The sequence below is a fragment of the Xanthomonas sp. XNM01 genome (genome assembly GCF_014851915.1).
GTDB lineage: Bacteria > Pseudomonadota > Gammaproteobacteria > Xanthomonadales > Xanthomonadaceae > Pseudoxanthomonas.
The window spans coordinates 502,521-522,056 of record NZ_JACVAP010000004.1 but is presented as its reverse complement, the minus strand read 5'-3'; the positions used below and the strand labels follow the sequence as shown (position 1 = coordinate 522,056).

Sequence of the window (19,536 nt, the reverse complement as noted above, 5' to 3'; positions counted from 1 at the left end):
ACCAAACAGTCTAGTATTAGCGGAATGACTCGCCAGCCGACCTCCAACGACGCCAGCACGCCTGCCAGGCAGGCAGGCCCGGGCCGCCCGAAGGACATGGGCAAGCGCGCCGCGATCCTGGAAGCGGCCAAGCGCCTTTTCCTCGAGCAGGGCTACCAGGGCGTCAGCATGGACCAGATCGCGGCCGCGGCCGGGGTCTCCAAACTCACCGTCTACAGCCATTATGGCGACAAGGATTCGCTGTTTTCGGCGGCGATCGTCGCCAAATGCCAGGAAGTGCTGCCGGACGACCTGTTCCTGCCATCGCCCACCGGCTCGCTGCGCGACCAGCTCAAGGCGATCGGCCATGCCTTCTTCATGCTGATCACCAGCGACGAGGCGATCAGCATGCACCGCATGATGAGCATGCCCGGCACCGCCGAGAACGGCCTGCGCGAGCTGTTCTGGGAGGCCGGCCCGCGCCGCACCCAGGAGGTGTTCGCGCGCTTCCTGCAGGACCGGGTCGAGCAGGGCCAGCTGCGGATCGACGACGTGCCGCTGGCCTCCTCGCAGTTCTTCTGCCTGCTCAAGGGCGAACTGCATCCGATGCTGACCTGCGGCCTGTGCATCGACCATGGCCCGGAGCAGGTGGCGCGGCATATCGACGCCACGGTGGACTTCTTCCTGCGCGCCCATGCCGGCTGAGCGCCCTGCCCCTGGTCGCGGTGACTTCCGGCACTCCGTGGCCGCCCGTCGCGGCGGCCATGCTGTATCCGTACAGACGGGCCCGGCCCCGGTAAAATGCCCGGCCTCCCGCGTTGGATGACCCTTGCCATGACGATCGATTACGCCCACGCCCGCGAACTGATGGTGGAACAGCAGATCCGCCCGTGGGACGTGCTGGACATGAGCGTGCTGGACGTGCTCGCACGCCTGCCGCGCGAAGCCTTCGTGCCGGACGCGCACCGCGCGCTGGCCTACACCGACATCGAACTGCCGCTGGGTCACGGCGTGCGCATGATGAAGCCGGTGATCGAGGGCCGCACCCTGCAGGCGCTGAAGGTCGAGGGCGGCGAGAGCGTGCTCGAGATCGGCACCGGCAGCGGCTATCTCAGCGCCTGCCTGGGCGCGCTCGCACGCGAGGTCGTCAGCCTCGAGATCCATCCCGAACTGGCCGCCGCCGCGCGCGCGCGCCTCGACGCCACCGGCCTGGGCACCAATGTCCGGGTCGAGGTCGCCGACGCGCTGCAGTATACGACCGACCGCCAGTTCGACGTGGTCTGCGTGACCGCTGCGGTCGCCCAGCTGCCGGCCCGTTTCCTGCAGTGGCTGCGCCCGGGTGGCCGCCTGTTCGTGGTCCGCGGCCAGGCGCCGGTGATGGAAGCGGTGCTGGTCCGCCACGGCGGCGATGTCAACGCGGCGGCCGTCGAATCGTTGTTCGAAACCGAACTGGATTACCTGCAGGGCGCCGAGCCGGTGCCGCAGTTCCGCTTCTGAGGCCGGCGCAGCGCCGGTCGCGTCCCGTCCCCATCCCGGCGCCCCGCTGCCGGGCCGCATCTCCTAGAAAGGAAGCCGCAATGATCCGCCGTTCCCTCGTCCTGGCCCTGGCGGCCGCCCTGGTCCCCGCCTACGCGAGCGCCGCCGACCTGCTGCAGACCTACGAGATGGCCCGCAGCGGCGACCCCGAACTGGCGATCGCCGAGTCGACTTCGCTCAACGACAAGGAAGGTGCCGTGCAGGCCCGCGCGGCACTGCTGCCGCAGGTGTCCGGCGATGCGACCCTCCGCCGCAGCCGCACCGAGTTCGAAGGGCTTTCCGGCACCCGCACCAGCACCAGCCGTAACTACAGCGTCGGCGCCAGCCAGACCCTGTTCAACTGGGGCCAGTTCTCGACCCTGCGCGCGCAGCGTTCGCTGAGCCAGGCCGCCGACTTCACCCTGGATGCCGCCAACGACGACCTGATGGTGCGCACCGCGAGCGCGTACTTCGACGTGCTGGTGGCGATCGAATCGCTGGCCGCCGCCGAGACCAACGAAGCGGCCGGCAAGCGCCAGTTCGACTATGCCGACAAGCGCCTGGAAGTGGGCCTGGCCCCGATCACCGACGTGCACGAGGCCCGCGCCCAGTACGACGACGCGCGCGCCAACACCATCCTCGCCCGCAACGCGCTGGAGGATGCCTACCAGGCGCTGGCGTCGCTGACCGGCCAGCCGGTCCGCAACCTGCGTGCGCTGCCGGAGGACTTCCGCCCCGAGCTGCCGGCCCTGCACACCGAAGCCAACGCCTGGGTCGCCACCGCGATCGACAACAACCCGGCCCTGCGCGCGATCCAGCTGCAGGCCGATGCCGCCAACACCAGCGTGCAGACCGCACGCGCCGGCCACCTGCCGACGCTGTCGCTGAGCGGCAGCTACGGCAAGGACGCGGCCTGGGGCGACACCGTCAGCACCGGCAGCGGCGCGGGCGACACCACCGGCTCGAGCATCGGCCTGTCGCTGAGCGTGCCGATCTTCTCCGGCGGCGCGACCCAGTCGCGCGTGCGCCAGGCGATCGCCCAGCGCGACATCGCGCAGGACCGCTACGAGCAGCAGCGCCGCCTGCTGGACCGCAATACCCGCAACATCTACCAGGCGCTGGTCGCCGGTATCAGCGAGGTCGAGGCGCGTCGCCTGGCGGTGGTGTCCGCGCAGAGCGCCTACGACGCATCGCAGGTCGGCCTGGAAGTCGGTACCCGCACGGTGCTGGACGTGGTGCAGAACCAGCGCACGCTGTTCTCGGCGCAGGTCGAGTACGCCCGCGCCAAGTACAGCTTCCTGCTCAACCGGCTTCTGCTCGGCCAGGCGACCGGCGATCTGGGCGTGGACCAGCTGCGCGAGGTCAACCAGCTGCTGACGGTCGACGCCGAATCGCAGCTGAGCAACGGCGCCACGCAGCAGTAAGGCATCGGTGCAGCCGGTTCCGGCCCGCGTCGCGGGCGGGTCCGGCACCACGAGCAATCGAGGACGGGCGCGCAGCGATGCGCGCCCGTTTTTTCATGCGCCAGCCGGCGCGTCCGCGTCGCTGGCTCCGGGGTCTGGCGCGGCCAGCGGTGGCGGCAGGTCCGCATCGATCAGCGCCAGCGTGCGCTGCAGCGCGCCACGGCCCTGGTCGATCAACGCCTTGCCGGCCCCGGTCATGCGCGCGCGCGCCTCCGGATCGGCCAGCAGGTGCTCGAGCGCATCGCCGACCGCCTGCACGTCGGCCTTGATCGACACCGCCCCGGCTTCGTCCATCCGCCGCGATATCTCCGCGAAATTGTGCAGATGCGGCCCGGTCACCGCCGGCGTGCCGACCGCGGCCGGCTCCAGCAGGTTGTGCCCGCCGATCGCCTGCAGGCTGCCACCGACGAAGGCGACATCGGCACAGGCGTAGAAGCCCATCAGTTCGCCGAGGGTGTCCACCACGAAGACGTCGCTGCGTGCGGAAGGCCAGCCCTCGCGCTGGCGCGTGGCGACCTGCCAGCCGGCATCGGCGGCCAGCGCCCGCGCCCGCGGAAAACGCTCCGGATGCCGCGGCGCCCACAGCAGCAGCAGGTCGGGCCAGCGCGTGCGCAGCCGCCGATGCAGCGCGATCACCGCCGCTTCCTCGCCCTCGTGCGTGCTCGCGGCGATCCAGACCGGGCGCGGACCGCCGAGCGAAGCGCCGAACGCGGTCCGCAGCGCCGCCAGCCCGTCGGGGACGTCGATGTCGTACTTCAGGTTGCCCAGCACCTCCACCTGCTCGGGCGCGGCACCCAGTTTCTGGAAGCGGCGCCCATCGGCGACCGACTGCGCGGCCACGCGCTTGACCGTGCGCAGCGCGCGCTTGATCAGCGGCCGCAGGATCCGGTAGCCGCGCAGGGAACGCGCCGAGAGCCGCGCATTGATGATGTACACCGGGATGCGCAGGTCGCGGCAGCCGAACAGCATGTTGGGCCACAGCTCGGTTTCCATGATCAGCGCCAGGCTCGGCTGGAAATGCCGCAGGAACCGGCCGACGCTGCCCGGCAGGTCGTAGGGCAGATAGACGTGGCGGACCTTGTCGCCCCACAGCGCGCGCACCCGCTCCGAGCCGGTCGGGGTGATCGTGGTGATGACCCAGCGGATGTCGGGACGCTGCGCGCGCAGCGCGTTGACCAGCGGCGCGGCGGCGTTGACCTCCCCGACCGAGACCGCATGCAGCCACACGCAGGGCGGGCGGCAGGCCGAACCATAGGCGGCGTAGCGCTCGTCCCAGCGGCGGAAATACTCGCGCACCCGGAAACCGCGCGAGACCAGGTGGTACAGGGTCAGCGGCGACAGCACATAGAGCATCGCCGAATAGAGATCGCGCAGTACGTTTTCGGCAATGTCGTTTCGCATCGGGGAAGCATAGCGGAGCCCGGCATGGCGCCGTGCATGCACCCACGCCGATGCCGTGGTCGGCGGTCGCGGGTGGGGATCTGGCGGTGCCGGCGCCGCGCACTCACCTCATCGCGCGTCGCAGCCTCTAAAATCGGGACCATGGCGAACGATCAGCACCTGTCCGGCTCCCGCCCACCGCTGGGGCCCCGCGAATGGCCGACCTGGCTGGGCATCGGCCTGGGCGCCCTGCTCGCACGGCTGCCATGGCCGGTGCAGCAGGGGCTGGGACGCGGCATCGGCATCGTCCTGATGCGCCTGCTCGGCAGCCGCCGCAAGGTGGCGCTGCGCAACATCGAACTGTGCTATCCCGACCTCGACGCGGACCAGCAGCAGCGCATGCTGCGGCGCAATTTCGAGCAGTTCGGCATCGGTCTGTTCGAGTTCGCGCGCGCCTGGTGGGGCTCGGTCGAGCCGATGCGGGGGCGGGTCAAGGTCGAAGGCCTGGAACACCTGGCCGCGGCGCGGGCCGGCGGCCGCGGCGTGATCATCATCTCCGGGCACTTCGTGACCCTGGAACTGGCCGCACGGCTGATGTGCGACCACGCGCCGCTGGCCGGCATGTACCGCCCGCACGAGACCGGCGCGATGGAGTGGGCCGTGCTGCACGGCCGCCTGCGCTACGCCACCGCGATGTTCACCCGCGAGGAGCTGCGCCCGGCGCTCAAGCATCTCAAGCAGGGCGGCCTGCTGTGGTTCGCGCCCGACCAGGACACGCGGCGCGGCGACAGCGTCTACGTGCCGTTCTTCGGCAGGCCGGCCTACAGCCTCACCTCCACCCACCAGCTGGCGCGGCTGTCGGGCGCGGCGGTGATGAGCTTCGCCCACGTCCGCCACGACGACGGCAGCTACACACTGACCCTGTCGCCGGCCTTCCCCGGGTTTCCGTCCAAAGACGCGACCGCCGACACCGCACGGGTGATGGCCGCGATCGAAGACATGGTCAGGGCCGCACCCGAGCAGTACCTCTGGCTGCACCGGCGCTTCAAGCGCCAGCCCGACCAGGACGACAACGCGCTCTACCGGTAGAACGGCGGCTCGCCGGGCGGCCGCGTCTTGAACCGGCGATGGACCCACAGGTACTGCTCCGGCGCCTGCCGCACGCAGGATTCCACCCAGGCCATGTAGCCGGCGGCGGTGGCCGCATCGTCGTCGCAGGGCCACGTCGCAGGCGCCGGCTGCAGCGCGATCCGCTGCCGGCCGTCGTCCTCGCGGTGGCACCACATCAGCAGCACGCGGCCGCCACTGCGGCGCAGCACGCCGCCGATGGCTCCCAGCGTCGCGGCCTGCACGCCGAAGAACGGCACGAACACCGTCCGCCGCGCGGCATCCTGGTCTGGCACGTAGAAGGCCGCGTGCCCGGCCCTGACCTCGTCGGCGAAGCCGGCGATGTCCTTCTTGTCGTAGGTGGCACCGCCGTAGCTGCTGCGTCCGGCCGACACCTCGGCCTCGATGCACGGATCGTTGTAGCGGCGCACCAGCGCGACCATCCGTACCCCCGATGCCTCGGCGACATGGCGTCCCGCCAGTTCGACGCCGTCGTAATGCGCACAGACCAGGACCGCACCGTGCCCGTCGGCCAGCGCCGCGTGCAGGTGCTCGAGACCGTCGATGCGTGCGCGCCCGGCCAGCCGTCCCGGCGGCGCGAACCAGGCCTGCAGTGTTTCCAGCACGCCGGTGGTGTTGGATGCCAGCGTGCGCGCGACCAGGTCGCGTCGGCCTGCCGCGTCCAGCGCCGGGAAGCAGGCGGCGATGTTGGCCGCCGCGATCCGGCGGCGGCGGGCGTTCAACATCGGGATCCGCGACAGCAGCCGGCCCAGGCGCACGGTCGCGCGCGGCGACAGCCGGGCCAGCAGGCGGCCGACCACGCGCATCGAGCGGGCATGCAGGCAGGCCATCAGCGCGCGTCCCGCAGCGGAGCATGGCGCGGCCCGAGCAGGCTGCCGGCATAGAGGCCGGCCAGCAACAGCACCACGCCGCCCCAGAAGGTCGAATAGACCGCCAGGTGCGTATTGAACGGAAACAGGGTCAGCCCCAGCGCCAGCATCGCCGGATGGGCCTGCTCGCGCTGCGCGGGCGCCGACCGGCGCCACGCGCGCCAGGCCGTGGCCGCGCCGGCCAGCCACAGCAGCAGGCCGAGGATGCCGGTTTCGGCGAGGATCTCCAGAACCAGCTGGTGCGCATGGAACGCGCCGCCCGCCCCCCAGGCAGGCGCCTGCTCCGCCGCCGGATCGCAGGCCGGCCAGGCGACGCGGAAGCCGCGCACGCCGACGCCGTTGAGCGGATGTTCGCGGACCATGCACAGCGACGCCTGCCAGATGCGCATGCGCCCGGACAGCGCCGCATCCAGGCCGGCCGCATCGCCGGACAATCCCTGCGCGGTCCGCTCGAGCCGCTGCTGCATCTGTGGCGAGGCGAGCGCCAGCGCGGTGGCGGCCAGCGCGCCGGCCGCGGCCAGCAGCAGGGTCCGGCGCGCACCGAACCGCTGCCAGCCGCTGCAGAGCAGGACCAGGGCATAGGTCACCCAGGCCGCGCGCGCGCCCGCCAGCAGGATCACCACGCCGACCGCGAGGGCCATGGCCAGCCAGGCGACCGCGCCGTGCCGCCGCCCCGCCACCCACAGCGCGAACGGCGACAGGCTGGCCAGGACCTGCCCCAGCTTGGGATTGCAGTCGCCGAGCGCGCCGCCGAGCCGGCCGGCCGTGGCCTCCCGCAGCGGACACAACGGATCCGATCCCAGCCCGCGGCCGAGTGCATCCAGCGCCCAGAACCAGGGACTGGTGCCGGACAGCGCCTGCACCAGCGCATCCAGCGCCCAGGCCGCGACGATGAGCGCCAGGCCGGTGAACACGCGGGCGCGGCCCTGCGGTTCCGAGACCGCCAGCGCCACCGCCCACAGGAACGGCAGATAGCGCAGGTCGCCGGCGACCTCGCCCCAGGCGCGGCGCGCGTCGAGCGCATCGGGCGCCGACAGCAGCTGCGGCAGCCAGTACGCCAGGAACAGCGCCAGTGTCAGCAGCGCCAGCCCCGCACCCAGCGTGGCGGGGCAGCCGCGCAGGCGCCGCACGCCCAACTGCAGCGCCAGCGCCAGCGCGCCCAGCGCCAGCACGCCTTCGGCGATGCCCGGCACCGGCCACAGCGCGACCATCGCCAGCAGCCACCAGGGCAGCCAGCGCGGCGCAGGGCTGCGTGGTTCAGCGGCGGGCGAGCTGGTCATACAGATCGAGGGTGGCCTGCTGCATCGCCTGCAGCGTATGGGGGATGGCCGGCGGCAGCGCCGGCGGGTGTCGCAGCAGGGTGGTGGCCGTGACCGCCAGCGCATCCGCATCGAACGGCGCCACCGCACCCGCCGGCTGCAGTGCGTCGAGCAGTTCGCCGACGCCGCCATGGCGCCAGCCCAGCACCGGACGGCCGACCGCCAGCGCCTCGATCACGGTCCGCCCGAACGCCTCCGGCTTGCGTGACAGCTGCAGGACCAGGTCGCTGGCGGCGTAGGCCTCGACGATGGCCGCGGTCGGCTCGGTGAACGCCACTGCCTGCGCGACGCCCAGACGCACCGCCTGCCGTTCCAGTTCATCGATGTAGCGCTCGCGCCCGGACTGGCGCGCGCCCGGCAACCACAGCCGCGCATCGCTGCCGGCATCGCGCAGCCGTGCCAGCAGCGCCAGCGCGTCGGCATGTCCCTTGAGCCGGGTGCCACGCCCGGGCAGCAGCAGCAGCGGCCCCTGCCCGGCCAGCGCAGGATGGCGCGCGGCGACCGCCGCGCGCGCGCCCGCATCGGGCCAGGCGTGCCGCGGGAAGCGGGCCGGATCGATGCCGCGCGCGATCACCTGCAGCCGGGCCGGGTCGGTCCGCGGGTAATGCGCCAGCACGTAGTCGTGGACGGTCTGCGACACGCAGATCACGCGCTCGCCGCTGGCCATCACCGCGCTGTAGCGGCTGGGCGAGTTGAGCCCGTGCACGGTGGTGACCAGATGCGGCCGCGCGCCGGCGGGGCGGCCGCGCAACGCCAGCCGCGCCAGCCAGGCCGGCTGGCGCGAGCGTGCGTGGACGATGTCGGCATCGACCTGCCGCAGCAGCCGGCGCAGGGCCGGCACATGCCGCAGCGTCAGCAGCGACTTGCGGCCGATGTCCAGGGCCAGGTGTTCGGCGCCGGTGGCCTGCAGGACCGGAAGCAGGCGGCCGCCCGCGGACACCACGATCGCGCGATGGCCGGCCGCGACCAGCGCGGCGGCGATCTCGATGGTGGATTTCTCGACACCACCGGCGTCCAGCGCCGGCAGCAGCTGCACCACGGTCAGGCGGCGCATCGACCGGCCACGGCCACGATCAGGTCCGGGCCTGCGGCATGCGCCCGCGCGCGGCGTGACGCGTACACGGTGGACGCGACGGTCGGGGACCGCCCGGAAGCCGGCTGGCAGGCGCCGCCAGACACCAGGCGCGGTCTCAGTCGACCAGCACGTAGACCGCGCCGCAGTACGGGCACAGCGCTTCGCCGTTGGGCTCGTCCTGGATCGGCAGGTAGACCCGCGGATGCGAGTTCCACAGCGCCATCTCCGGGGTCGGGCAGCTCAGCGGCAGGTCCGCGCGGTGCACGGTGTAGCGCTTTTCGGCATTGGCGGGCGCGGTGGCGGTGGCAGTCATGGCGGGTCGTTCGTGGCGGGAAGCTGGGACGGATTCTAGCAGCGCCGGGCATTTCCAGCGCCGTAAACGAAGACGCCGGCTCCATGCGGAACCGGCGTCCTGGCACATCGGTCGATCGCGTCGGCTTACTCGGCCTTCGCCGCGGTCGCCTCGGTGGTGATGCGCAGCTTGACCTCGTCGCTGACGTTCGGCGCGTACGCACCGACGCCGAAGTCGCTGCGCAGGATGGTGGCGGTGGCGTCGAAGCCGATCGCCGGCACCTTCTTCATCGGGTGCTCGCCGGCACCGTTCAGGGTCACGTCCAGGGTCACCGGCTTGGTGATGTCCTTGACGGTCAGGTCGCCGGTGACGGTGAGCTTGTTGGCGCCGGCAGCCTGCACGCTGGTGCTCTTGAAGGTGGCGCTCGGGAACTTGCCGGCGTCGAAGAAATCGGCGCTGCGCAGGTGATCGTCGAAATCCTTGACGAAGCTGTTCAGACCGGTCAGCGGCAGGGTGACCTGCACCGACGACCGGGTCACATCCTCGGCGTCATAGACGATGCTGCCCTCGGCCGCGCCGAAGTGCGCGCTGGGGTTGGAGAAGCCGAAGTGGGTCCACTGGGCCAGCACGTCGGTGTGGGTCGGGTCGATCGTGTAGGTGCCCGAAGCGGCCTGGATCGGCGCGGCGTCGGTCGCCGGCGCAGCCGGCGCCTCGGCGGCCGGAGCGGTGGCGGCAGGCGCCGCGTCGGCGGCCGGAGCAGCGGCGTCGTCGGCCGGCTTGGCGCAGGCGGCGACGGCCAGGGCGATGGCCAGCGGCAGCAGCAGGGTGCGGGTGGTCTTCATGCGGGAAACTCCGGAGCGTGGGTGGGTGGTACGACGGAAGGAAGCGAAGGACGCCGCACCGCTCAGGCGATGCGCGCGGCCTCGTCGAACGACAACCGCGGCGAGCGCGCGAACGTTCCGGCCGGGTCGGCGTAGCCGAGATTGACCAGGAAGTTGGAGCGGACCGCGGTACCGGCGAAGAACGCGGCATCGACCCTGGCGTTGTCGAAGCCGGACATCGGCCCGGCATCCAGTCCCAGCGCGCGCGCGGCCAGGATCAGGTAGGCGCCCTGCAGGCTGCCGTTGCGGAACGCCGGCACATGGCGGCCATCGCGCGGGCCGTCGAACCAGGCCTTGGCGTCGACGTGCGGAAACAGGTACGGCAGCTTCTCGTGGAAATCCTCGTCGAAGCCGACGATCACGGTGACCGGCGCGGCCAGCGTCTTGGCGCGGTTGCCTTCGTCCAGCGCGGGAGCGAGCAGCTGCTTGGCCTCGGCCGACTTCACGAACACGAAGCGCGCCGGGCTGGTATTGGCCGAGGTCGGCGCCCACTTGAGCAGATCGTAGAGCGCATGCAGCTGCGCGTCCTCGACCGGCCGGTCCAGGAAGGCGTTGGCGGTGCGGGCGGTACGGAACAACTGGTCGAGGCTGGCGTCGTTCAAGGGCTGCGACATCATGGGCATCCTGCTGGCAGTGGGGTCTCCATCCGCGACATGGTCGGCGTCGGCACCCTGGATCTGGCGGCCAGTGTAGAGTGTTGCAGCGACCGTTGCGCTAACCCGAATCGAAACGAATTGGTGCCGTTTTCGAAACAAAATCCAGGCCCGGGCACATGGCTGCTCACCGATGGCCATGCCGGCAACCGCCGCCAGACCCGGGCGCTCGCGCGGGCGCTGGGGCTGCCCTCGCAATCGCCCGTGCTCGCGCCGGCCGCGCCGTGGCGCTGGTTCGCGCCGCGCCGGCTGCCGGGCGACAGCCGCGCATTCGGCGCGACTTTCCATGCCGCGCTTGCGACGCCGCCGCAGCTGGCGATCGGCTGCGGCCGCCAGGGCGCGCTGGCCACGCGCCTGCTGCGCGAGGCCGGCGCGCGCACGATCCAGATCCTGGATCCACGCCTGGATCCGGCGCACTGGGACCTGGTGATCGCCCCGGCGCATGACCGGCTGTCCGGCGGCAACGTGATCGGCCTGAGCGGCAGCCTGCATCCGGTCGACGCGGTGTGGCTGGCCGCCGGCCGCCAGGCGTTCGCCATGTTCGCTGCGCTGCCGAGCCCCCGCATCGCGGTGCTGGTCGGCGGACCGACCCGCAACGCTCCCTGGGACCGATCCGCGTTCGAGCGGCTGCTCGCCGCGCTCGATGCCCGGCTGCGGCAGGCCGGCGGCAGCCTGCTGGCGACGACCTCGCGACGCACGCCGGCCCCGGTCCAGGCCGCGCTGCGCGACATGGCCGCGCGGCATCCGGGCGAGTGCTGGGATGGCCAGGGCACCAACCCCTATGCCGGCCTGCTGGCCTGGGCCGATGCGATCGTCTGCACGCCCGATTCGGTCAACATGCTGTCCGAGGCCTGCGCGACCGAAGTCCCGGTGCACGTGCTCGATCCGCACGGCACGCGCGGCAGGTTGCGCCGCTTCATCGACGACCTGCAGGCGCGCGCGCGCATCGCGCCGTTCTCCGCGGACCTGCTGCCGTTCGCGGTCCAGCCACTGCGCGAGACCGCGCGCGTGGCGGCCGAGATCCGGCAGCGGCTGCCCCTGCCCGATCGCTGATCCCCGCACACCTCCGTTGCCGGGACGGCTGGCGTGGCCGCCGATCGTGCGGCCCGCTGCCGGTCGACGGTGCTGCCTGCGGCGCGACCGCTTCCGGGCCCGCTGCGACGACATCCGCACGGCGCACCGCACCGCCGATGCGTGGTCCTGCCGATGACGCGCCGGCGCCAGCGCCATCCAGCGCGGCGACGATGCATCCTGGGTGCCATCGCCCAGCCGCACCCGGTAGCTGTTAGCTGATCAGCGCCGCAGCCGCACTCCGCGAATCCACCGGCGGGATTCAGCCGATCGGCTGGGTCTCGACGGCCGCATCGAAGTCGAGCCCGTGCGCGCGGCAGGCCGCGGCGATCGCCGCGCGCGCCTGCGCCAGGCCGGTGGTCTCGGCGGTCAGGCGCGGACGCCGGTCCAGCGTGCAGGTGAGCCCGGCATCCAGCAGCACGGCATGCGCGCCACGCAGCGCCGCGGCCTCGTCGGGCGCGAGCCCGCCATCGACTTCCAGCGCGTCGATCAGGCCACCGGTATCGCGCGGCACCAGCAGGGTCGGTGCGGCCACCGAACGCGCCAGCACCGCCTCCTGCAGCAGGAACTCCAGATCGACCAGGCCGCCGGCGCCCTGCTTGAGGTCGAAACGCGCCGCATCGCTGCGATCGAGCTGCGCGCGCATGCGCCGGCGCATCTGCACCACGTCCTGCTGCAGCGCCGCGGACGCCCGCGTCCGTGCGAGCGTGGCGCTGCGCACCCGCTCGAACTCCGCGCACAGCGCCGAATCGCCGGCGATCGCGCGCGCGCGCACCAGCGCCTGGTGCTCCCAGGTCCACGCGCGATGCAGCTGGTAGTCCTCGTAGCTGGCCAGGGTCGAGACCAGCAGGCTCTTGCCGCCGTCGGGGCGCAAGCGCATGTCGGTCTCGTACAGCCTGCCGGCGCTGGTGACCGCGCCGAGCAGGGCGACGATCTTCTGCGCCAGGCGGGTGAACCAGCGCGAGGCTTCGACCGGCCGCGCACCATCGGACAGCGCGCTCGGGTCGGCGTCGTACAGGAACACCAGATCCAGGTCCGAACCGAAGCCGAGCTCCTGCCCGCCGAGACTGCCGTAGCCGATCACCGCGAAGCGGCCGCCGGCGATCGCGCCATGCGCGCCGGCCACCTCGGCCCAGGCCATGCGCAGCACCGACTGCACGACCGCATCGGCGATCGTGGCCAGCTGGCGGGCGCTGTCCTGCGCCGGCTGGCGCTGGTCCAGCGTGGCCAGTGCGACCCGGAAGCTGAGCGCCTGCCTTGCCTCGTTGAGCGCGCGCAGCGCGTTCTCCGGATCGTCGAACGCCAGCGCCGCGGCACAGGCCGCGCGCACGCTCTCGGCGTCGGGCATCGGCCCGGCGACGCGTGCATCGAGCAGTTCGTCCAGCAGCAGCGGATAGGCCGCGATGCGCTCGGCCAGCAGCGCACTGCGTGCGAGCACGTCGACCAGCCGCGCCAGTGCGCTGGGCTGCTCGTCCAGCAGCGCCAGATAGCTGGCCCGGCGCAGGATCGCCTGCAGCAGGCCGAGCAGCCGGCGCAGCGCCGCATCCGGCTGGGCCGAGCGCGCCGCCGCGGCGAGCAGTGCCGGCACCACACGGTCCAGCCGCGCACGCGCGGCGTCGGACAGCGCCCGCACGCCGGTGCCGCGGGCGAAATCGCGCAGCGCGGCATCGTTGCCCTGCGCGTCGTTGAAGCCCGCATCGGCCAGCGTCGTCGCCTCGCCGCCCTGTGGCAGCGCGCGCCAGTAATGGCTCAGCGCGTCCGGCGCGGCCTGCCCGCGGCGCGGCACCAGCAGGGCATCGAACTCGGCCGACACCTGCGCGCGGCGCTGCGCGAGCGCAGACTCCAGCGCGTCGACGGTCTCATGGCCCAGCCCCAGCGCGATCCGCAGGCGCATCTCGGGGTCGTCCGGCAGCGCGTGGGTCTGCGCATCGCGCAGCATCTGCACGCGGTTCTCCAGGCGGCGCAGGAAGCGATAGGCCTCGGCCAGCGCGTCGCCGTCCCCGGTGGCGATCTGCCCGCCCTCGACCAGCGCCCGCAGCGCGGGCAGCAGCTGGCGGCCCCGCAGCGCCGGCTCGCGCCCGCCGCGGATCAGCTGCAGCGACTGCACCAGGAACTCGATCTCGCGGATGCCGCCCGGCCCGCGCTTGAGGTCGTCGACCATGTCGCGGCGCTGCATCTCGGCCACGATCGCCGCCTTCAGCCCGCGCAGCCCGTCCAGCGCGGTGTAGTCCAGATAGCGCCGGTAGATGAAGGGGCGCAGCGTCTCCAGCCAGGCTTCGCCCGCGGCGATGTCACCGGCGACCGGACGCGCCTTGAGCCAGGCATAGCGCTCCCAGTCGCGGCCTTCGCGCTGGAAGTACTGGTCCATCGCCGCGAACGACCAGGCCACGCGGCCGGCATTGCCGAACGGACGCAGGCGCAGGTCGACCCGGTGGCAGAACCCGTCGCCGGTGACCTCGTCCAGCAGGCGGGCCAGGCGCTGGCCGAGCCGGGCGAAGTAGTCCTCGGCCGCGAGCGGCCGGGCGCCGTCGGAATCGCCGTCGTGCGGATACGCGTAGACCAGGTCGACATCGGAAGAGAAGTTCAGCTCTCCCCCGCCGAGCTTGCCCAGCCCGAACACGACCAGCCGCGCGACCGCGCCCTCGCCGTCGCGGACCACGCCGTGGCGGGAGGCGAACTCGACCTCCAGCGCCTGCAGGCCGAGCTGCAGGCAGTCTTCGGCCAGCCGGGTCGCGCCGGCCAGGGTGTCGTCGACGTCGTCCAGCCCGAGCACGTCGCGCCAGACCAGGCGGGTGGATTCGGCAGCGCGCCACAGCCGCAGCTGGCTCGGCCAGGCCGATGGCAGGGCCGGGTCGAGCACCGGCGCGGGCAGCGGTGCAGGGTCGGGCGCAGCCAGGTGCTCGAGCAGGGCCGGCTGCCGGCGCAGCGTGTCGATCGCGAACTCGCTGGCGACCGCAACCCGGGCTACCCGCGCGGCCAGTCCGGCGTCGGCGAGCAGCGCCTGGTGCCGCGGCGACGCGCTGCCCAGGGTGGACAGCGCACGTGCGCCAAGACGGTCGATCACTGCGGGGGCCTGGGCTGTCTCGCTCATCGGCCGATTGTGGCATGCCGGCTGCAGCCGGCATCGCTGGATGCCGGGCATAAAAAAGCCCGCTTGCAGCGAACTGCCAGCGGGCCTGCTCCCTCCCCCACGTCGGGATGCGGGGCCATCGTGACCCACGCTCCGAAGCCTTGCACGCTGCAGTGCAAAACAACACCCGGCGGTTCAATTTGGGCTGTTTTCACGGCTGAAAATGAATACGGCATTGATCCAAGACTGACACCGGTATCACCACGATCGACGTGATCGAAGCACTGCATCCGGGGGCGTGCCGCCTCGCCCCAACGCGTGATGCGCGCCGCGGTTGACCAGTACCAATGGCAGGCCAGCGGTGTCATGACCCCGCTGTATCATCGCCGGTTGCCACGTTTCCAGCCGCAGCACCGTCGTGCCCCCGGTCCGACACCGTCCTGCGCATGCGCGGCGCCCACCTTCCGGCCCAGATGCCCGCCTTCGCGGCGGACAGGAACCTTCATGACGCCTGCAGTACCGCCGACCACCCGCTCCCGCCGCTGGCTCAAGCCCGTCATCGCCATCGTCCTGATCGCACTGGTGGCCTGGGGCTGGCAGAAGACCCGGACGCAGACCCCGGAACGCCCGGACTGGCGCCGGAGCGCGATCCCGGTCCGGGTCGCGGAGGTGTCGCAGGAGCCGCTGCTGGTCCGCCTGAAGGCGCTGGGCACGGTGACCCCGATGAACACGGTGACGGTCCGCAGCCGGGTGGACGGCGAGCTGGTCGCGCTGCGCTTCGAGGAAGGCCAACGGGTCGACGCCGGCGACCTGCTGGCCGAGATCGACCCGCGCACGTTCCGGATCCAGCTGGCCCAGGCCGAGGGCACCCAGCAGCAGAACCTGGCCGAGCTGCAGAACGCGCGCGGCGAGCTCAAGCGCTACCGCGACCTGCAACAGGGCAACTACGTGTCCGCGCAGGAACTGGCCAACCAGGAGGCGCGCGTGCGCCAGTTCGAGGGCCGCCAGGCGAGCGACCAGGCCGCCGTCGACGAAGCCCGCCTGCAGCTGCAGTACACCCGCATCACCGCGCCGGTCTCCGGCCGTGTCGGCCTGCGTGCGGTCGACGTCGGCAACCTGGTCCGCAGCAGCGACGAAGCCGGCATCGCCACCATCGCCCAGACCACGCCGATCAGCGTGCTGTTCACCATTCCCGAGGCCGAGCTGCCGGCGGTGCTGGATGCGGTGCAGGCCGATGCCGCCCTGCCGGTCGAAGCCTGGGACCGCGAAGAGCGCCAGCTGCTGGCCAGCGGCACCCTCGCCAGCCTCGACAACCGGATCGACACCGCCACCGGCACGCTGCGCCTGCGCGCGCGCTTCGACAACGCCGACGAGCGCCTGTTCCCGAACCAGTTCGTCAACATCCGGCTGCAGGTCAGCGACCGCCAGGCGCTGGTGATTCCCGATGCGGCCGTGCAGTTCGGCGCCAGGGGCACCTTCGTCTACGTGATCGGCGAGGACAGCAAGTCGACCATGCGTACGGTGCGCCTGGGCGCGTCGGAAAGCGGAAAGATCTCGGTGCTGGAAGGCCTGGAGGCAGGCGAGCGCGTGGTGCTGGAAGGCCTGGACAACCTGCGTGACGGCACCGACGTGCAGATCGTCGAGGACCCGGCCGACAGCGCCGCGCCGGCCGACGCGGGCGACGCATGAACCTCTCGCGCGCGTTCATCCTGCGGCCGGTGGCGACCACGCTGCTGATGCTCGCGCTGGCCCTGTCGGGCGTCATCGCCTACCGGCTGCTGCCGGTGGCCGCGCTGCCGCAGGTGGACTACCCGGTCATCCAGATCCTGACCCTGTATCCGGGCGCCAGCCCGGGCGTGACCACCAGCGCGGTGACCGCGCCGCTGGAGCGCCGGCTGGGCCAGATTCCGGGCCTGAAGCAGATGTCGTCGACCAGTTCGACCGGCGCCTCGGTGATCACCCTGCAGTTCTCGCTGGACGTATCGCTCGCGGTGGCCGAACAGGAGGTGCAGGCGGCGATCAACACCGCCGGCAACCTGCTGCCCAACGACCTGCCGACGCCGCCGGTGTACCGCAAGGTCAATCCGGCAGACACCCCGATCCTGACCCTGGCGGTGACCTCGGAGACGATGGCGCTGCCGGCGGTCTACGACCTGGTCGACACGCGCATGGCCCAGCGCCTGTCGCAGGTGCCCGGCGTCGGCCTGGTCAGCCTGGCCGGTGGCCAGCGGCCGGCGGTCCGCGTGCAGGTCAATCCCACCGCACTGGCCTCGAACGGCCTGGGCATGGGCGACATCCGCAGCGCGATCACCGCGGCCAACGTCAATGCGCCCAAGGGCAGCTTCGACGGCCCGGTGCGGCAGATCCTGCTCGACGCCAACGACCAGATGGCCTCGCCCGAGGAATACCGCGCGCTGATCCTGGCCTGGCGCGACGGCGCGCCGCTGCGCCTGGGCGACGTGGCCGAGATCTCCGACGGCACCGAAAACCGGCACCTGGCTGCGTGGTCGGGCCGCACCCCGGCGATCCTGGTGAACATCCAGCGCCAGCCCGGCGCCAACGTGATCGAGGTGGTCGACCGCGTGCGCGAGCTGCTGCCGCAGCTGTCGGCGACGCTGCCGGCCGGCGTCGACGTCGAGGTGCTCAGCGACCGCACCGAATCGATCCGCGCCTCGATCCGCGGCGTCCAGCACGAGCTGGTGATCGCGATCGGCCTGGTGGTGATGGTCACCTTCGTGTTCCTGCGCAACATCCCGGCCACGATCATCCCCAGCATCGCGGTGCCGCTGTCGCTGGTCGGCACCTTCGGGGTGATGCTGCTGGCCGGCTTCTCGCTCAACAACCTGACGTTGATGGCGCTGACCATCGCCACCGGCTTCGTCGTCGACGACGCGATCGTGATGCTGGAGAACATCGCCCGCCACATCGAGCGCGGCGAAAAGCCGATGGACGCGGCGCTGAAAGGCGCGAAACAGATCGGCTTCACCCTGATCTCGCTGACCCTGTCGCTGATCGCGGTGCTGATCCCGCTGCTGTTCATGGCCGATGTCGTCGGCCGGCTGTTCCACGAGTTCGCGATCACCCTGGCGGTGGCCATCGGCATCTCGCTGGTGGTGTCGCTGACGTTGACCCCGATGATGTGCGCGCGTTTCCTGCGCGCCGGCCACGCCACCCGCCGCGACGGCGAGGACGGCGATGTACATGCAGCGCATGAAGAGTCGCACCAGCAGGGCGATTACTTCGACCGCGTGATCGGGTTCTACGACCGCTGCCTGGTCTGGGTACTGCGCCACCAGCCGACGATGCTGGTCGCCACCGTCGCCACGCTGGCGCTGACCGTGCTGCTGTATCTGGCTGTCCCCAAGGGCTTCTTCCCGATCCAGGACGCCGGCATGATCCAGGGCATCAGCGAGGCGCCGCAGTCGGTGTCCTTCGGAGCGATGGCGCAGCGCCAGCAGGCGCTGGCCGATGCGATCCTGCAGGATGAGGACGTGGCCAGCGTGTCGTCCTTCATCGGCGTGGACGGCAGCAACGCCACGCTCAACAGCGGCCGCTTCCTGATCGAACTCAAGCCGCACGCCGACCGCGATGCCGGTGCGCTGGAGGTGATCGAACGCCTGCGCGGGCGCGCGGCACAGGTGCCGGGCATTGCCCTGTACCTGCAGCCGGTGCAGGAGCTGGGCATCGAGGACCGGATCAGCCGCACCCAGTACCAGTTCGTGCTGACTACGCCGGACGCGGCGCTGCTGGCGCAGTGGACGCCGCGCATCGTCGAGCAGCTGGGTCAGGCCGGGCCGCTGGCCGATGTCGCCAGCGATCTGCAGGACCAGGGCCTGCAGGCCTGGATCGAGATCGACCGCGACGCCGCCGCGCGCCTGGGCGTCAGCGTGCGTTCCATCGCCGATGCGCTGTACGACGCCTTCGGCCAGCGCCAGATCTCGACCATCTTCACCCAGTCCAACCAGTACCGGGTGGTGCTGGAGGCGCGGCCGGACTTCCAGCTCGGTCCCGATGCGATCGGCCGCATCCGCGTGCCGGGTGCCGACGGCCAGCAGGTGCCGCTGTCGGGCATTGCGCGCGTGGTCGAGCAGTCGTCCGCGCTGCTGGTCAACCATGTCGGCCAGTTCCCCGCGGTGACGGTGTCGTTCAACCTCGCGCCCGGTGCTTCGCTCGGCGAGGCGGTGGCCGCGGTCGAGCGCGTGCGCGCCGACATGGACGTGCCGCCCAGCATCGAGCTGCGCTTCCAGGGCGCGGCCGACGCGTTCCGCAACTCGCTGTCGTCCACGCTGTGGCTGATCCTGGCCGCGGTGGTGGTGATGTACATCGTGCTGGGCGTGCTCTACGAGAGCTACATCCACCCGATCACCATCCTCTCCACCCTGCCCTCGGCCACCGTCGGCGCGCTGCTGGCGCTGCTGCTCAGCGGCCGCAGCCTGGACCTGATCGCGGTGATCGGCATCATCCTGCTGATCGGCCTGGTCAAGAAGAACGCGATCATGATGATCGACTTCGCGCTGGAGGCCGAACGCGAACAGGGCATGGCCCCGCAGCAGGCGATCCACCAGGCCGCGCTGCTGCGCTTCCGGCCGATCCTGATGACCACGCTGGCGGCGCTGTTCGGCGCGATCCCGCTGATGCTGTCCAGCGGTTCGGGTGCCGAGCTGCGCCAGCCGCTGGGCCTGGTGATGGTCGGCGGCCTGATCGTCAGCCAGGTGCTGACCCTGTTCACCACGCCGGTGATCTACCTGTTCTTCGATCGTCTCTCCAGGCGCCGCCGCACCACGTCCGACGCCGGGCTGGAGCCGGCATGACGCACGCCCACGCGCTGCGCCGGAGCGCGG

15 protein-coding genes are annotated in these 19,536 nt (G+C 71.8%); 7 read left to right on the top strand and 8 right to left on the bottom strand.

What is annotated here, in order from left to right; all coding sequences use genetic code 11:
• Positions 1–24 precede the first annotated feature (24 nt).
• The 3 genes from IB242_RS16415 (at position 25) to IB242_RS16405 (ending at position 2,918) form a co-directional block, all read left to right on the top strand.
• On the top strand, positions 25–684 hold the full coding sequence (locus tag IB242_RS16415) for a TetR/AcrR family transcriptional regulator (RefSeq protein ID WP_192281953.1): 660 nt from the start codon (positions 25–27) through the stop codon (positions 682–684).
• Between the two features lie 129 nt (positions 685–813).
• Complete coding sequence (locus IB242_RS16410; RefSeq protein ID WP_192281950.1) at positions 814–1,476, top strand: protein-L-isoaspartate O-methyltransferase; 663 nt, start codon at positions 814–816, stop codon at positions 1,474–1,476.
• An 80-nt stretch (positions 1,477–1,556) separates the two neighbouring features.
• Entirely contained in the window at positions 1,557–2,918 is a 1,362-nt protein-coding gene (locus IB242_RS16405) for a TolC family outer membrane protein (protein WP_192281947.1), read from the top strand.
• 93 nt (positions 2,919–3,011) lie between these two features.
• Here IB242_RS16405 and waaA read toward each other — a convergent pair whose 3' ends face one another.
• Positions 3,012–4,358 carry a lipid IV(A) 3-deoxy-D-manno-octulosonic acid transferase gene (gene waaA / locus IB242_RS16400; protein WP_192281942.1) on the bottom strand — a complete coding sequence of 449 codons (1,347 nt, stop codon included), beginning with the start codon at positions 4,356–4,358 and terminating at the stop codon, positions 3,012–3,014.
• Positions 4,359–4,499: 141 nt separating this feature from the next.
• Between waaA and lpxL the strand changes: the two genes are divergently transcribed.
• Complete coding sequence (lpxL, locus tag IB242_RS16395) at positions 4,500–5,426, top strand: LpxL/LpxP family Kdo(2)-lipid IV(A) lauroyl/palmitoleoyl acyltransferase (protein WP_192281939.1); 927 nt, start codon at positions 4,500–4,502, stop codon at positions 5,424–5,426.
• On the opposite strand, the gene IB242_RS16390 is transcribed toward lpxL, so the two are convergent.
• From IB242_RS16390 to IB242_RS16365, 6 genes are all read right to left on the bottom strand, one after another.
• Positions 5,417–6,295, bottom strand: a complete 879-nt coding sequence (locus IB242_RS16390) for a lipid A biosynthesis lauroyl acyltransferase (protein WP_192281936.1) — start codon at positions 6,293–6,295, stop codon at positions 5,417–5,419. The two genes, lpxL and IB242_RS16390, sit on opposite strands and share 10 nt — an antisense overlap.
• On the bottom strand, positions 6,295–7,614 hold the full coding sequence (locus IB242_RS16385) for an O-antigen ligase family protein (protein ID WP_192281933.1): 1,320 nt from the start codon (positions 7,612–7,614) through the stop codon (positions 6,295–6,297). The genes IB242_RS16390 and IB242_RS16385 overlap by 1 nt, the downstream gene beginning before the upstream one ends.
• On the bottom strand, positions 7,592–8,707 hold the full coding sequence (locus IB242_RS16380; protein WP_192281930.1) for a glycosyltransferase: 1,116 nt from the start codon (positions 8,705–8,707) through the stop codon (positions 7,592–7,594). Before IB242_RS16380 ends, IB242_RS16385 begins: the two co-directional genes overlap by 23 nt.
• Before the next feature lie 136 nt (positions 8,708–8,843).
• Positions 8,844–9,041 (bottom strand): zinc-finger domain-containing protein, encoded by a 198-nt coding sequence (locus tag IB242_RS16375; RefSeq protein WP_192281927.1) that lies wholly within the window; start codon positions 9,039–9,041, stop codon positions 8,844–8,846.
• A 125-nt stretch (positions 9,042–9,166) separates the two neighbouring features.
• Entirely contained in the window at positions 9,167–9,862 is a 696-nt protein-coding gene (locus IB242_RS16370) for a YceI family protein (protein WP_192281924.1), read from the bottom strand.
• A 62-nt stretch (positions 9,863–9,924) separates the two neighbouring features.
• On the bottom strand, positions 9,925–10,515 hold the full coding sequence (locus IB242_RS16365) for a malonic semialdehyde reductase (RefSeq protein WP_192281920.1): 591 nt from the start codon (positions 10,513–10,515) through the stop codon (positions 9,925–9,927).
• Between the two features lie 123 nt (positions 10,516–10,638).
• Between IB242_RS16365 and IB242_RS16360 the strand changes: the two genes are divergently transcribed.
• Positions 10,639–11,607: a mitochondrial fission ELM1 family protein gene (locus tag IB242_RS16360; protein ID WP_343237161.1), complete on the top strand. Its 969-nt coding sequence runs from the start codon at positions 10,639–10,641 to the stop codon at positions 11,605–11,607.
• Between the two features lie 280 nt (positions 11,608–11,887).
• Here IB242_RS16360 and glnE read toward each other — a convergent pair whose 3' ends face one another.
• The gene (gene glnE, locus IB242_RS16355; protein WP_192281915.1) at positions 11,888–14,716 is read right to left on the bottom strand and encodes a bifunctional [glutamate--ammonia ligase]-adenylyl-L-tyrosine phosphorylase/[glutamate--ammonia-ligase] adenylyltransferase; all 2,829 of its coding nucleotides are present in this window, start codon (positions 14,714–14,716) and stop codon (positions 11,888–11,890) included.
• Between the two features lie 483 nt (positions 14,717–15,199).
• Between glnE and IB242_RS16350 the strand changes: the two genes are divergently transcribed.
• Positions 15,200–16,384, top strand: coding sequence for an MdtA/MuxA family multidrug efflux RND transporter periplasmic adaptor subunit (locus IB242_RS16350; RefSeq protein ID WP_192281912.1), 1,185 nt, complete (start codon positions 15,200–15,202; stop codon positions 16,382–16,384).
• A complete protein-coding gene (locus tag IB242_RS16345; RefSeq protein ID WP_192281911.1) occupies positions 16,381–19,506 on the top strand; it encodes an MdtB/MuxB family multidrug efflux RND transporter permease subunit in 3,126 nt (1,041 codons plus the stop codon). Before IB242_RS16350 ends, IB242_RS16345 begins: the two co-directional genes overlap by 4 nt.
• The last annotated feature ends 30 nt before the right edge of the window (positions 19,507–19,536 follow it).